This is a genomic window from Brevundimonas sp. MYb52, from assembly GCF_002979535.1.
Taxonomy (GTDB): Bacteria; Pseudomonadota; Alphaproteobacteria; order Caulobacterales; family Caulobacteraceae; genus Brevundimonas.
This window is the reverse complement of sequence record NZ_PCPB01000001.1, coordinates 621,345-635,551: the sequence shown is the minus strand read 5'-3', so window position 1 is coordinate 635,551 and position 14,207 is coordinate 621,345. Positions and strand designations below refer to the sequence as shown.

13 protein-coding genes are annotated in these 14,207 nt (G+C 65.5%); 3 read left to right on the top strand and 10 right to left on the bottom strand.

Annotated elements, in window-relative coordinates:
* Position 1: 1 nt before the first annotated feature.
* From pdhA to lipA, 9 genes are all read right to left on the bottom strand, one after another.
* Positions 2-1,033 carry a pyruvate dehydrogenase (acetyl-transferring) E1 component subunit alpha gene (pdhA, locus tag CQ039_RS03120; RefSeq protein ID WP_105564519.1) on the bottom strand — a complete coding sequence of 344 codons (1,032 nt, stop codon included), beginning with the start codon at positions 1,031-1,033 and terminating at the stop codon, positions 2-4.
* A 114-nt stretch (positions 1,034-1,147) separates the two neighbouring features.
* A complete protein-coding gene (locus CQ039_RS03115; RefSeq protein WP_105564531.1) occupies positions 1,148-1,468 on the bottom strand; it encodes a septum formation initiator family protein in 321 nt (106 codons plus the stop codon).
* A 148-nt stretch (positions 1,469-1,616) separates the two neighbouring features.
* Positions 1,617-2,894 carry a phosphopyruvate hydratase gene (gene eno, locus CQ039_RS03110; protein ID WP_105564518.1) on the bottom strand — a complete coding sequence of 426 codons (1,278 nt, stop codon included), beginning with the start codon at positions 2,892-2,894 and terminating at the stop codon, positions 1,617-1,619.
* A gap of 98 nt (positions 2,895-2,992) precedes the next feature.
* Positions 2,993-3,607, bottom strand: coding sequence for a hypothetical protein (locus CQ039_RS03105; RefSeq protein ID WP_105564517.1), 615 nt, complete (start codon positions 3,605-3,607; stop codon positions 2,993-2,995).
* 116 nt (positions 3,608-3,723) lie between these two features.
* A complete protein-coding gene (gene rpmF, locus CQ039_RS03100; RefSeq protein ID WP_105564516.1) occupies positions 3,724-3,906 on the bottom strand; it encodes a 50S ribosomal protein L32 in 183 nt (60 codons plus the stop codon).
* Between the two features lie 123 nt (positions 3,907-4,029).
* Positions 4,030-4,590, bottom strand: a complete 561-nt coding sequence (locus tag CQ039_RS03095) for a sugar O-acetyltransferase (RefSeq protein ID WP_105564515.1) — start codon at positions 4,588-4,590, stop codon at positions 4,030-4,032.
* On the bottom strand, positions 4,587-5,705 hold the full coding sequence (locus CQ039_RS03090) for an NAD(P)/FAD-dependent oxidoreductase (RefSeq protein ID WP_105564514.1): 1,119 nt from the start codon (positions 5,703-5,705) through the stop codon (positions 4,587-4,589). Before CQ039_RS03090 ends, CQ039_RS03095 begins: the two co-directional genes overlap by 4 nt.
* Before the next feature lie 5 nt (positions 5,706-5,710).
* Positions 5,711-6,163, bottom strand: a complete 453-nt coding sequence (locus CQ039_RS03085; RefSeq protein ID WP_105564513.1) for a type II toxin-antitoxin system RatA family toxin — start codon at positions 6,161-6,163, stop codon at positions 5,711-5,713.
* A gap of 7 nt (positions 6,164-6,170) precedes the next feature.
* Complete coding sequence (gene lipA, locus CQ039_RS03080) at positions 6,171-7,142, bottom strand: lipoyl synthase (RefSeq protein ID WP_105564512.1); 972 nt, start codon at positions 7,140-7,142, stop codon at positions 6,171-6,173.
* Positions 7,143-7,339: 197 nt separating this feature from the next.
* Here lipA and CQ039_RS03075 point away from each other — a divergent pair, with 197 nt between their 5' ends.
* Positions 7,340-8,896 (top strand): AMP-binding protein, encoded by a 1,557-nt coding sequence (locus CQ039_RS03075; protein WP_105564511.1) that lies wholly within the window; start codon positions 7,340-7,342, stop codon positions 8,894-8,896.
* Between the two features lie 106 nt (positions 8,897-9,002).
* Complete coding sequence (locus tag CQ039_RS03070; RefSeq protein WP_105564510.1) at positions 9,003-9,422, top strand: DoxX family protein; 420 nt, start codon at positions 9,003-9,005, stop codon at positions 9,420-9,422.
* A 21-nt stretch (positions 9,423-9,443) separates the two neighbouring features.
* On the opposite strand, the gene ygiD is transcribed toward CQ039_RS03070, so the two are convergent.
* Entirely contained in the window at positions 9,444-10,199 is a 756-nt protein-coding gene (ygiD, locus tag CQ039_RS03065; protein WP_105564509.1) for a 4,5-DOPA dioxygenase extradiol, read from the bottom strand.
* Between the two features lie 379 nt (positions 10,200-10,578).
* Between ygiD and CQ039_RS03060 the strand changes: the two genes are divergently transcribed.
* Positions 10,579-14,190, top strand: a complete 3,612-nt coding sequence (locus CQ039_RS03060) for a hydantoinase B/oxoprolinase family protein (RefSeq protein ID WP_105564530.1) — start codon at positions 10,579-10,581, stop codon at positions 14,188-14,190.
* Positions 14,191-14,207 lie beyond the last annotated feature (17 nt).

Sequence of the window (14,207 nt, the reverse complement as noted above, 5' to 3'; positions counted from 1 at the left end):
ATCAGGCCTCCACGTAGACGTCAGTATAGAGCTCGGACGGGTCCGGCTCAGGGCTTTCCTGTGCGAACTGCACGGCTTCGGCGACGATGGCTTTCACCTCGTTGTCGATGGCCTTCAGCTCTTCCTCGGTCGCCTTGGCGGCGGCGAGCAGCATCTTCAGGTGGTCGATCGGGTCGCGGGTCTTCTTGACCTCGTCCACCTCTTCCTTGGTGCGGTACTTGGCCGGGTCCGACATGGAGTGGCCGCGATAGCGGTAGGTTTTCACTTCGAGGATGTAGGGACCTTCGCCAGCGCGGGCGCGGGCTACGGCGCGGGCGGTGGCGTCGCGCACGGCCAGGACGTCCATGCCGTCGACCTGTTCGCCGGGGATGCCGAAGCTGGCGCCGCGCATGAACAGCTCGGTCGTGGACGACGAGCGCTCGATGCTCGTGCCCATGGCGTACTGATTGTTCTCAATGATGTAGATGGCCGGCAGCTTCCACAGCTGGGCCATGTTGAAGCTCTCGTAGACCTGACCCTGGTTCGAGGCGCCGTCGCCGAAGTAGACGAAGGCCACCGAGTCATCGCCCCGGTACTTGCCGGCGAAGGCCAGGCCCGTGCCCAGAGCCACCTGAGCGCCGACGATACCGTGACCGCCATAGAAGCCGGTCGGCACGTCGAACATGTGCATCGAGCCGCCCTTGCCCTTGGACGAACCGCCGATACGACCGGTCAACTCGGCCATGACGGCGTTCGGGTCCATGCCCGCGGCCAGCATATGGCCGTGGTCGCGGTAGCCGGTGATGATCTTGTCGTGGCCTTGCTTGACGCTCTCCTGAACGCCCACCGCCACGGCTTCCTGGCCGATGTAGAGGTGGCAGAAGCCGCCGATCAGGCCCATGCCGTAAAGCTGGCCCGCGCGCTCTTCAAAGCGGCGGATAAGGACCATCTCGCGGTAAAAGCGCAGCAGGTCTTCTTTCGAAGCCTGAGGCGTGTTCGGAATCTTGTTGTCGCCCGCACTGGACGATGATTTCTGAGCGGCGGCTTTCGCCATCCGGCATCTCCCGGCTGCGCCCCAATTGTCAGGGACTCTTATCGTTACGGAAAGGGGCTTTAGCAGCCTTCGTTCCCGAAACGCAAAGCGAGCCGGTCAAGCTGTAACAATAGTTCAGGAGGCGCGGATCGCGTCACGGTTGTGCTCAGCAGGAGCACTCAGGCGAACCACGTAGTCGCGCGGATCAGCAAAGCCGAGCACCGCCCGCGCCCGCTCTTCCAACAGGTCCTTTGAAAGACTCTCGGTCCGCAGATAACGCACTCGAACTTCCAGATCCCGACGCTGCTCTGTCAGGTGCGCCAACTGCGCCTCCCGTTTGGCGAGAAGCGCATCGCGTTCGCCCCCGCTCAGCAGGCCGCGTTGCCCAGTCAGGGCCTGAACGCCCAGATAGACGATCAGGAACAGCAGGAACGCGGACGGAAGATAGGGCTTCATCTGCTCGGGCACGACTGACGCTCCTTCTGAGCGTGAACACGGTTTCCTGATCCTGACCGAAAATGCCTAACGAACCGTAGCTTGGCCGTAATTGCGAACGCCGCCTCCGAGGTCGGAGACGGCGTCACGCACTTCTTCGTGAGAAGACTTATTTCAGCAGCATGCCGTCGCCGAAATAGGCGGCCTGGTCGCCCAGCATCTCTTCGATGCGCAGCAGTTGGTTGTATTTGGCCGTCCGGTCCGAACGGGCCAGCGAGCCGGTCTTGATCTGCCCGCAGTTGGTGGCGACGGCCAGGTCGGCGATGGTCGAGTCCTCGGTTTCACCCGAACGGTGGCTCATCACCGAGGTATAGCCAGCGCGGTGGGCCATATCGACGGCGTCCAGGGTCTCGGACAGGGTGCCGATCTGGTTGACCTTGATCAGGATGGAATTGGCCAGGCCCTCGCCGATGCCCGCGGCCAGACGGCGCGGGTTGGTCACGAACAAGTCATCGCCAACCAGCTGAACACGGTCGCCCAGACGATCCGTCAGCAGCTTCCAGCCGTCAAAGTCGTCCTCGGCGCAACCATCCTCGATCGAGACGATCGGGAAACGCTCCACCAGATCGGCCAGGTAGCCGACCATGCCGTCGGCGTCGAAGGACTTGCCCTCGCCCGTCAGGTTGTACTTGCCGTTCTTGAAGAACTCGGTCGAGGCCACGTCGAGGCCCAGATGGAAGTCCTCGCCCGCCAGATAGCCGGCCGCCTGGCCTGCCTTGGTGATGAAGGCCAGAGCTTCTTCGGCCGAGGCCAGGTTGGGAGCGAAGCCGCCCTCGTCGCCGACGTTGGTGTTATGGCCCGCGTCTTTCAGCGCCTTCTTCAACGCGTGGAAGATTTCAGCCCCCATGCGCAGGGCGTCCGAGAAGCTGTCAGCGCCGGTCGGCAGGATCATGAACTCCTGAATGTCGATCGGATTGTCGGCGTGGGCGCCGCCGTTGATGATGTTCATCATCGGGGTCGGCAGGACGCGGGCCGAGACGCCGCCGATGTAGCGATACAGCGGCAGGTTCGAACTGATGGCGCTAGCCTTGGCCGCGGCCAGCGAGACGCCCAGGATGGCGTTGGCGCCCAGGCGAGCCTTGTTGTCTGTGCCATCCAGTTCGATCAGGGCTTCGTCCAGACGGCGCTGGTCCTCGGCATCCATGCCCGAGAGGGCGTCGAAGATTTCGCCGTTGACGGCGTCGACCGCCTTCTGGACGCCCTTGCCGCCCCACATGTCCATGTCGCCGTCGCGCAGTTCGACCGCTTCATGGGCGCCGGTCGAGGCGCCCGACGGCACGGCGGCGCGGCCAAAGCTGCCGTCTTCCAGGGTGACGTCCACCTCGACCGTCGGATTGCCCCGGCTGTCGATGATCTGGCGGGCGACGATGTCGGCGATGTCGGTCATGAGGTAGGCGCTCTGTCAGGAGGAGAAGTTCTGCTCCCGGTTTAAACCAGCCATCACCGAATCGCCAACCGGCGGCGCCGCCTTCCTTCCTCAGGACGTCAGCTACAGCCTTCGACATACTGAATGCTGGGCCCGCCGGCTTGGATGAAGGCGACCTTGCCGTCGCCTCCGACCTCGAACACCAGGCCGCGCGCGGCGGGGTCGGAGACATAGGTCCCCAACAGATTTTCCGCCCCCGGCCAAAGGGTCAGATAGCCTGCCGGCGCCGCCTCATACTTGTGCGGGCCAAAGCGCGCCGATGCGCCATAGCGGGCCTTCAACTGTTCGCCGTCATCGCCGACGCCCACGCCGTCCGCAGTCTTGATGGTTGCCCCCTTGGTGGCGGTCAGCCGCGTCAGCACGCCCTTCTCCGTCATGACCAGCAACCCCTCGGGAGCGCGCGGCGGATGATACTGACGACACTCCGACGGCTCCGCCTCGGCGGCGTTGGCGGGCGGCGGACCTACGGCGGCGTCGACCTCTGTCTGGGTCATGCCGATCTTCAGCGGACCATAGCCCTGGGGAGTCAGCACCGCGCTCGAGGCGGCGTCAGGCCTAGCCGCCGGAGCGATCGATTCGGGGGCCTTTTCCTCCGGCGTCTTGGCGGCTTCGGGGGCATTGCAGGCGGCCAGGGTCAGCAGGGCGACGGAACTGAGGACGACGTTGCGGATCATACGGAGCGCTCCAAGGATTCAGCTTCGCCGCGCATAACGCACGAAAACGGCGCGCGATGTCATCGCGCGCCGTTGAATTCTATCGTCCGGTCGAAACCGGGACCGTCGTGAAGACCTTAGTCTTCCTTCGGGGTCATGACCTGACGGCCTTTGTACATGCCGGTCTTCAGGTCGATGTGGTGCGGACGGCGCAGTTCGCCGGTGTCCTTGTCTTCCACATAGGTGTTGGCGCCCAGGGCGTCGTGTGCACGACGCATGTTGCGACGCGAGGGGGATACTTTGCGCTTCGGAACGGCCATGTCCGTCTCAATCTCTAAGTCGGTGCGCCGTGAAGACGCGAAAACATACAGTGCCGGCCCCCCGATAAGAGCCGCCACGCGAGGGCGGGCTTATGCATGAAGCCGCAACCGATTTCAAGGGCGTCAGTCGGATGACAGCCGCTTGATGATCCTGGCGGGATTTCCCGCGACCACGACATCGGCTGGAACATCCTTCGTCACGACTGATCCAGCTCCGATTACAGAGCGATCTCCGACCGTCACCCCTGCCAGAACGACTGCTCCGCCACCGATCCAGACGTCATTCCCGATACGGATCGGGCGAGCGCTCTCCACGCCAGAACGCCGCTCCGCCGCGTCCAGCGGGTGTTCGGGCGTCAAAAGCTGCACGCCTGGGCCGCACTGGAAGTCGTCGCCTATGACGATTTCGGCGCAATCCAGAAAGACGCTGTTAGCATTGACGAAGGCCCGCGCCCCGAAGTGAATATTGTCGCCGTAGTCGCAAAAGAAGCCCGGCATGATCGCGGCGCGTCCGTCGCCGGCATGGACCAATTCATTCACCAGGACGCGGCGCTTTTCGCGATCCGGTTCCTGATTGATTCGCATGGTCAGGCCGACCGCTCGCGCGCGACCCGCGACCAGGTCGGCGTCGCCGGGGTCGTAGTTCAGACCCGCCAACATCTTCTCACGCTCAGTCATGCTCATGCTTTGCACAACGCCTCGGCCACGGCCTCGCCTATGGCCAGGGAACTGGTCAGGCCGGGGCTCTCGATCCCGAACAGGACCATCAGACCCTCGATGCCGTGATGCTCGCGGCCATGCAGTTGGAAGTCCGGCTGAGGCTCGCCCGGTCCGTGCAGTTTGGGGCGGATGCCCGCGTAATCGGGCGTCAGCCGCTCGACCGTCACGCCGGGCCAGAAGCGGCGGATGTAATGGGCGAACTCATCGGCCTTGGCCGGATCGACTGAATAGTCCTCGGTCTCGACATAGGCCAGGTCGGGACCGAACACCCCCTGCCCGCCCAGATCCTTGCGATAGTGGGTGCCCAGGGCCCCGGCGATGGGCGGCGGGTAGATCAGGCGATTAAAGGGCGCAGGCCCTGTCAGGCGGAAATAGACGCCCTTGCCCAGATGGCGGATCGGGATGTCAGCGGCGGGATAGCCGTCGATGGCCGCCGCCACACTTTGAGCCGACAGGCCAGGCGCGGTGACCAGCAAGCGCGTCGTCAGCACCGCCCCGCCTTCTCCGCCCGCCGTGATGCGAAAACCGCCGCCCGACAGAGGCTCGGCCCGTTCGAACGGCGTGGAGATCACGACCGATCCGCCCGCGTCCTCGATCTCGCCTTGCAGAGCCAGCATATAGTCATGGCTGGCGAAGACGCCGCTCTCGGGCGACAGGATGGCGGCGCGGGCGTTCAGTGCGGGCTCCAGCGCCCGCGCCTGGGCGCCCGTCAGATGCTCCAGCCCCTCGACGCCATTCGCCGTCGCCTGCTCGAATATGGCCTCGATGCGCGCGACCTCGGTCTCCTCGGTCGCCACGACCAGCTTGCCGCATTTCCAATGGTCGATCTTGTGGCTGCTCAGGAAGTCATAGAGCGCCCGCCGTCCCTCGACGCAGAACTTCGCCTTCAGCGAGCCGGTCGGATAGTAGAGCCCGCCATGGATGACCTCGGAATTGCGCGAAGACACGCCCTGGCCGATGTGGGGCTCGCTCTCTAGCACCAGGACCGTCAGGCCGCGCTTGGCCAGCGCCCACCCGCAGGCCAGCCCCACAGCCCCCGCGCCCACGACCGTCGCATCGAAGTCGAAAGGCGCGTTCATGGGTCCTACCTCTTGCCGTAGAGGGCCTTGGCGCGCCCCTCGAAACACTGAATCAACTTATCGACCGCCCGGTCGAAATTCGCGTGCAGCATCATGTCCAGCATGCGCGACTTGAAGGCGAAGTCGATGAAGAACTCCAGCCGCGTCCCCTCCGGGTGCGGGTGGAACTCCCATCGGTTCTTCAGATGCTTGAACGGTCCGCGGATCAGGCCGACCTCGACCTTGGGCGCGTGGATGTCATGACGCACCCAGGTCGAGAACCGCTCGGTCAGGAAGGCGAATCCCACGCCCGCCTCGGCGTCCAGCAGACGGACGCCCGGCGCCTCTTCGCGCTGGTTCCAGACCCGCATCGACGTGATCCACGGCACGAAGGCGGGATAGGCTTCTACGTCCGCGACCAGGCTCGCCAGTTGCTCGGGCGCATAGGGAAGGATGCGCGTAACGCGATGAACCGCCATTCAGGGCTTAGCGCGCCGAACGGCCTGCCTGCGCCAGACGCGCGGCCTTCAGGCGAGCAAAGTCGTCACCGGCGTGGTGCGACGACCGCGTCAGCGGCGACGACGACACCATCAGGAAGCCCTTGGCGCGCGCGATGGCCTCATAGGCCTTGAACTCTTCGGGCGTGACGAAGCGGTCGATGGCGGCGTGCTTGCGCGTCGGCTGCAGGTACTGGCCGATGGTGATGAAGTCGACGCCGGCGGACCGCATGTCGTCCATCACCTGCATGACCTCTTCCTTGGTCTCGCCCAGACCGACCATGATGCCGGACTTGGTGAACTGGTTCGGATCGCGCTCCTTGACCATCTGCAGCAGGCGCAGGGAGTGGAAGTAGCGGGCGCCGGGGCGGATCTTCAGATAGAGGCGCGGAACCGTCTCAAGGTTGTGGTTGAAGACGTCAGGCGTGGCGTCGATCATCACCTCGGCCGCGCCATCCTTGCGCAGGAAGTCAGGCGTCAGAATCTCAATGGTGGTGTTGGGCGCCTGCAAGCGGATCTGGCGCACCACTTCAGCAAAGTGAGCGGCGCCGCCGTCGGCCACGTCATCGCGGTCCACCGAGGTGATGACCACGTGGTTCAGACCCATCTGCTGAACAGCCAGACCGACCTTGGCGGGCTCTTCAGGGTCCAGGGCCTGCGGCAGGCCGGTCTTGACGTTGCAGAAGGCGCAAGCCCGCGTGCAGGTGTCGCCCATGATCATGAGCGTGGCGTGCTTCTGGCTCCAGCACTCGCCGATATTCGGGCAGGCCGCCTCCTCGCAGACCGTCACCAGCCCCTTGGAGCGGACAATGTCCTTGGTCGCGTTGTACTGGCCCGAACCGGGTGCCTTGACCCGCAGCCAGTCAGGCTTCTTCAGCACCGCCGATTCCGGGCGATTCTGTTTTTCCGGGTGACGCAGCTCGGAAGGCTTCTTCGTCAGGGTGTCGATCAGCGTGACCATAGCCGGCGGTCTGGCTCCTGTGCAGAAGGGCGGTATGTCGGCTTTCCGACCGCCAATGGCAAGCCACAGACGGTTTCAGTGATGAAGATGCGACGTTCACGCGACGTTACGCATCTTTTCAAGGCGACCTTACGTCACTAGGTTCCGGCCTCTTGTAACCGAGAGAGCCGCTGAGAGCTCTCCGAAGGAGGACGTGCTTGCGGGCTGCCCTGGACCCTAAGGTCTATGATGAATCCCTGTTTGACGCGCTGATCGACGCGCGCGCCCGCTTTGGCGACAAGGAGATCCTGGAGGACCAGGATCGCCATCCCCTGACCTACACCGGCCTGATCCGCGCCGCCTTTGTGCTGGGGCGCAAGATCGCGGCCATGACGAAGCCGGGCGAGCGCGTCGGCGTCCTACTGCCGTCCAGCGCGGGCGTGGTCGTCACCTTCTTTGGTCTTCACGCCTTCGGGCGCGTGCCGGTCATGCTGAACTTCACCTCAGGCGAGGCCAATCTGAAGGCGGCGCTGAAGACGGCGGGCGTCACCAAGATCCTGTCGGCCAAGCGCTTTGTCACCCAGGCCAAGCTGGACGACCTGATGACGGCCCTCGGCGAAGTCGCCGAGATCATCTGGCTGGACGACGTGCGCAAGACCATCGGTCTGGCCGACAAGCTGTATGGCCTGAGCGCCGGTATGGCGCCGCGACGCTTCTGCACGAAGACCGATCCCGATTCGCCGGGCGTGGTCCTGTTCACCTCGGGCAGCTTCGGCGCGCCCAAGGGCGTGGTGTTGAGCCAGCGCAATCTGGTCGCCAATGCGCGTCAGGTCGCAGCCCACATCGACCTGAAGCCTGAGTGGGTGATGTTCAACCCACTGCCGACCTTCCACTGCTTCGGCCTGACCGGCGGCGTCATCCTGCCGCTGCTGCAAGGGATGAAGGCGTTTGAATACCCCTCCCCCTTGCATGCCAAACAGATCACCGACCTGTTGCCCCAGGTGAAGGCCTCGATCCTGTTCGCGACCGACACCTTCCTGAACCAGTATGCGCGCGTGGCCGAGCCCGGCGACTTCGCCACCCTTCAGTTCGCCGTCGCCGGAGCCGAAAAGGTCCGCGACGAGACGCGCCAGATGTTCAACACCAAGTTCGGCGGCGTCGAACTGCTGGAAGGCTATGGCGCGACCGAGGCCGCGCCCGTGGTCGCCGTGAACCATCCCGACCGCAACCGTCCTGGCACCGTCGGCCAAATCATGCCGGGCATGGAATACCGCCTGGACAAGGTCGAGGGCATCGAGGGCGGCGGTCGCCTGTATCTGCGCGGCCCCAACGTCATGGCCGGATATATCTCACCCAACAATCCCGAGGGCATCGAGCCGCTGGAAGGCGGCTGGCATGACACCGGCGACATCGTCGACATCGACGACGAGGGCTACATCACCATTCTTGGCCGAGTGAAACGCTTCGCCAAGGTCGGGGGGGAAATGGTCTCCCTGTTGGCGGTCGAGGACATGGCCGGCGCCGTCTGGCCCGATCATCGTCACGCAGCAGTCTCCGTGCCGGACAGCAAGAAGGGCGAGCGCCTGATCCTGGTCACCGACCATGCCGGGGCTGAATCCGCGCGCCTGACGGAATGGGCTCGCGAAAACGGCGCGCCTGAACTGGCGGTGCCGAAGAAGCTCATCAAGCTGGACGCCATTCCGGTTCTGGGCACCGGCAAGACCGACTATGTCGCCATCCAGAAGCTGGTCGAGGATGCGTTGCAGGCAGGCTGACGGGACGGCTTGCAGAGCCCGCGACTTCGCCTAACCTCCGCCTTTGCGCCTTGCGTCGATCCGGTATGCGGACCCGGCGGTCGTGCGCCATCGGGAGGAGAGACATATGGCGAGTGCAGCGTCTATTTCAGGCTGGGCCCCGCGTTTTCAGAGCGTTCTGCGGATCGTGGCAGGATTGCTGCTGCTTCAGCACGGCGCGCAGAAGATCCTGGGCTTTCCGCCCGGCGGACATGGAGGTGCGTTCGACGTCTCAAGCCTCTCCACCCTCGCCGGCTGGTCCGGCCCGATCGAGTTGGTCGGCGGCGTCCTGATCGTCCTGGGTCTGTTCAGCCGCCCGACCGCCTTCATCCTGTCCGGCTTCACTGCCGTCGCCTACTGGATGGTGCACGCGCCGCAAGGCCCCTACCCGATCAACAACGGCGGCGAGCTCGCGGCTCTCTACTGCTTTGTCTTCCTCTACCTGTTCTTCGCCGGTCCCGGCCCGATCGCCCTGGACAGCATGATGCGCGGCGGTCGCCGCCGCTGACTGCCTGAGACGGCGCCTGGATCAGCCGATCCGGGCGCCGGTCATCGAGATAGAGCCGCCTTCGATAGCGTCGGTAAAGAAGCTGACCGCCTCGCTCGGCGCCTGCTGAGCCGCCACATAGAGCAGCGGTAGATAGTGCTCGTCGGTCGGCACGCTGAGCTGGGCCTGCTCGGCCAGGTTCACCCAGTCGATCAGGGCCTCGTGGTCGCCATTCACGAAGGCCCGCTTCACCGCCTCGTTGAAGTCGATGGCCCAGTCATAGGGTGCGCCGCCGTCGCGCTTCCACGTCCGCAGATTGTGCACGAAATCGCCTGATCCGGCGATCAGGACGCCTTCGTCCCGCAAGGGCTGCAGCTTCTTCGCCAGCTCATAATGGGCGCGCGCATCAATGGTGCGGTCCAGCGACAACTGCACGATGGGCACGTCGGCCTCGGGCCAGACGTGGCCCAGCACCGACCAGGTTCCGTGATCCAGACCCCATTGTGTCGTCGCTTGCGCCCCGGTCAGTTCCGCCACCCGTGTCGCCAGCGAAGGCGAGCCGGGCGCAGGATACTGCATGGCATGAAGTTCGGGCGGGAAGCCTCCGAAATCATGGATAGTTTCCGGTTGTTCCTGCGCCGTCACGCCCAGCCCCCGCGTCTCCCAGTGGGCAGAGACCATGACGACGCCCTTGGGCTTGCCGATCGCCTCACCCAGCGCGCGCCAGGCATCCGCATAGGGACCGCCCAAGGCGTTCATCGGGGAACCATGACCAAAGAAGATAGCGGGCTGACGCATGGCTGGACCACTCCTGCGGCGCCTATTGCGCCAACTACTGTTACAGTAACTAGTGCATCAGTTCGGCCATGCAAGAGGCCGGCGCTAAACGCCTCGACGCAACCACGCGATGAGCAGACTCAGGAGCACGCCGCCTGACGACGCCTTAACCCGCTGGGCATGCCGACCTCGGCCGCGGTACACCTCAAATCCTGCACGGCCGATGGCCATCTCAGCCTCCTGCTGCGTGATTCTTCTGTGCAACCCTGCCATCAGAGAAGCGTGAAATACAGCGTCCGATCGCAAGATCACGGCTCCCAAACGCTGATCATATGGGCGATCCTGATCTGATTCACGGCTCTGGGTGTCAGGCGTGAAACCGAGCATGGGCGATGCAAACATGACCTGGCGTTTCTGGATTGATCGCGGCGGCACCTTCACCGACATCGTGGCCCGCTCGCCGGACGGGGCCTTGCAGACCGGCAAGCTGCTGTCGGTCAATCCCGAGCAATACGCCGACGCCGCCGTCGAGGGCATTCGCCGCATCCTGAAGGCCGCCCCCGGCCCGCTGGCCGAGGGTCTAGTCGATGAGGTGCGCATGGGCACCACGGTAGCGACCAACGCCCTGCTGGAACGCAAGGGCGAGCCGACGCTTCTGGCCATCACCGCCGGCTTTGGCGACGCGTTGAGGATCGGCTGGCAGGCCCGGCCCGAACTGTTCGTGCGCCACATCGTGTTGAATGATCAGCTCTACGACCGCGTGGTCGAGATCGACGAGCGCGTGACCGCCGACGGGGCGCTGGACCGCCCGCTGAACGAGGACAGGGCGCGGGCCGACTTCACGGCGGCCTATGCCGCTGGGCTGCGCGCTATCGCCATCGTCCTGGTCCACGGCTGGCGCTTCACCGCCCATGAGAGGCGGCTGGCCCAGATTGCGCGCGAGGTTGGGTTCGAACAGGTTTCCGCCAGTCATGAGGTCGGCGCCCTGATCAAGCTGATCGGACGCGGAGACACCACGGTAGCGGACGCCTATCTGTCGCCCATCCTGCGCGCCTATGTGGACCAGGTCGGCGCTGACCTAGGCGAGGCCACGCCCTTGCAGTTCATGCAGTCGTCGGGTGGACTGACGGCGGCGGACGCCTTCCGCGGCAAGGACGCCATCCTGTCGGGACCGGCGGGCGGCGTGGTGGCCATGGCCGAGACGGCGAAAGCCGCCGGCTTCGACCGCGTCATCGGCTTCGACATGGGCGGCACTTCGACTGATGTGTCCCACTTCGCCGGTGACTATGAGCGGACCTCGGACGCCGTGGTCGCCGGGGTGCGGCTGCGAGCGCCGATGCTGAGCATCCACACCGTTGCGGCGGGCGGCGGCTCCATCTGCCGCTTCGACGGCGGACGCTTGAGGGTCGGGCCGGAATCGGCGGGTGCGTCGCCGGGACCGGCGGCCTATCGGCGTGGCGGGCCGCTAACGGTGACCGACTGTAACGTCATGATGGGCAAGCTGAGCCCCGACTTCTTCCCTGCCGTTTTTGGCCCTGACGCCGACCAGCCGCTGGACGCAAAGGCGGTGCGCGTGAAATTCGAAGCTATGGCGACCGAGATCGCCATAGCCACCGACCGCCCCGTCACGCCCGGCGAACTGGCCGAAGGCTTCGTCACCATCGCCGTTCAGAACATGGCCGAGGCGATCCGTTCGATCTCGATTCAGCGCGGCTATGACGTCACGAAATATGTGCTGAACTGCTTCGGCGGCGCGGGCGGTCAGCACGCCTGCCTGGTGGCCGATGCGCTGGGCATGACTCAAGTACTGCTGCACCCGTTCGCGGGCGTGCTGTCGGCCTATGGCATGGGTCTGGCCGAGGTGCGCACTATCCGCCAAACCACCGTGGCCGCGTCGCTGGGCGCCGATCAGGACGCCGAACTGGCCAACCGCATCGTCGAACTGGCTCGCGCAGCCCGCGCCGATCTGGAAGCCCAGGGCTTCACCGCCGAGGCCGCCTCCACCCTCGCCCGCGCCGAGATCAAGTTCGCCGGGTCCGATACGCCTCTGGTCGTGGCCTTCGGTTCGGCCGCCGAGATGGCCGAGGCGTTCGAGACCCTGCACCGTCGCCGCTTCGGCTTCTTCGCCGAGGGCAAGGCCCTGGTGGTCGAGACGCTGGAGGTCGAGGCCGTCGGGCGCTCGGATCAGGCCCCGACGACGACGCTGACGGCCAGCACCGCCGAACTGACTGCCGTGGCCCAACTGACCGTTCGCATGGCGGGCGAGGACCGCGACACGCCCGTCTATCGCCGCGATGCCCTGACGCCCGGCGTCGCCGTGGACGGCCCGGCCATCCTGCTGGAGGACACTGGCACCACTGTGGTCGAACCGGGCTGGCGCGCCACAGTCGACGCCGCGGCCAACCTGCTGCTGCAACGGGTCATCGCCCTGCCCGCCCGCACCGCGATCGGCACCGACGTCGATCCCATCATGCTGGAGGTGTTCAACAGCCGCTTCATGGCCTGCGCCGAACAGATGGGCGAGGCCCTGCGCGCCACGGCCTATTCGGTGAACATCAAGGAACGCCTGGACTTCTCCTGCGCCGTCTTCGACGCGGGCGGCGCCCTGATCGCCAATGCGCCGCATATCCCCGTCCACCTGGGTTCGATGGGCGAGAGCATCCGCACCGTCATCTCCTCGCGCGGCGACGGTGCGGACGGGCGCGGCATGAAGTCGGGCGACGTCTATATGCTGAACGCCCCCTACAACGGCGGCACCCACCTGCCCGACATCACCGTCATCATGCCGGTGTTTCTGGACAGCGATGACGCCCCGGCCTTCTTCGTCGCCGCGCGCGGCCACCATGCCGACGTCGGCGGGATCACGCCCGGCTCCATGCCCGCCAACTCGCGCAGCGTGGACGACGAAGGGGTGCTGATCGACGACTTCCTGCTGGTCGACGCAGGCAAGCTCTGCGAGGCCGAAACCCGCGCCCTGTTCGCCTCAGGCCCCTGGCCGTCGCGCAATGTCGATCAGAACCTGGCCGACCTGAAGGCCCAGGTCGCTGCCTGCACGCGCGGCGCCGACGAACTGATCCGCATGACCGGCGAGTTCGGCCGTACCGTCGTCTCCGCCTATATGGGCCATGTTCAGGACAACGCCGAGGAAGCCGTCCGCCGCGCCATCGCTGCGCTGAAGCCCGGCGCCTTCGCCTATGAGATGGACGACGGCGCCGTCATCCGCGTCCGCATCGACGTGGACGCCGCAAATCGCAGCGCCGTGGTGGATTTCACCGGGACCAGCGACCAACTGCCGACCAACTTCAACGCGCCCCTGTCCATCGCGCGGGCGGCGACCCTCTATGTCTTCCGCACCCTGGTGGACGACGCCATTCCGCTGAACGAAGGTTGCCTGAAACCGATCGAACTGATCGTGCCGGAAGGCTCGATGTTGAACCCCCGCTATCCCGCCGCCGTCGTGGCGGGCAATGTCGAGACCAGCCAGGCCGTGGTGGATTCGCTTTACGGCGCGCTGGGCGTCCTGGCCTCCAGCCAGGGAACGATGAACAATTTCACCTTCGGCGACGAGGCGCGTCAGTATTACGAGACCATCGCCGGCGGGTCCGGCGCAGGGCCGGGTTTCGACGGGACCGCCGCCGTCCAGACCCATATGACCAACAGCCGCCTGACCGACCCGGAGGTGCTGGAAACTCGCTTCCCCGTCCTGCTGGAAGAGTTCTCCATTCGGCGCGGCTCGGGCGGCGAAGGGCGTCATAGAGGCGGCGACGGTGCCATGCGTCGCGTGCGCTTCCTAGAGCCGATGACGGCGGCCATCCTGTCCAACCATCGTCGCGTGCCGCCGTTCGGGGTCGCGGGCGGAAAGCCGGGCGCGGTCGGGATCAACCAGGTCGAGCGGGCGGGCGGCGCGGTCGAGGCTCTGGCCGCCACCGCTGAGGTCGCCATGCAACCTGGCGACGTCTTTGTCATCGAGACGCCCGGCGGCGGCGGTTTCGGCGCAAAAGACGCTTCCTGAGCCGACCGAACCGCGCA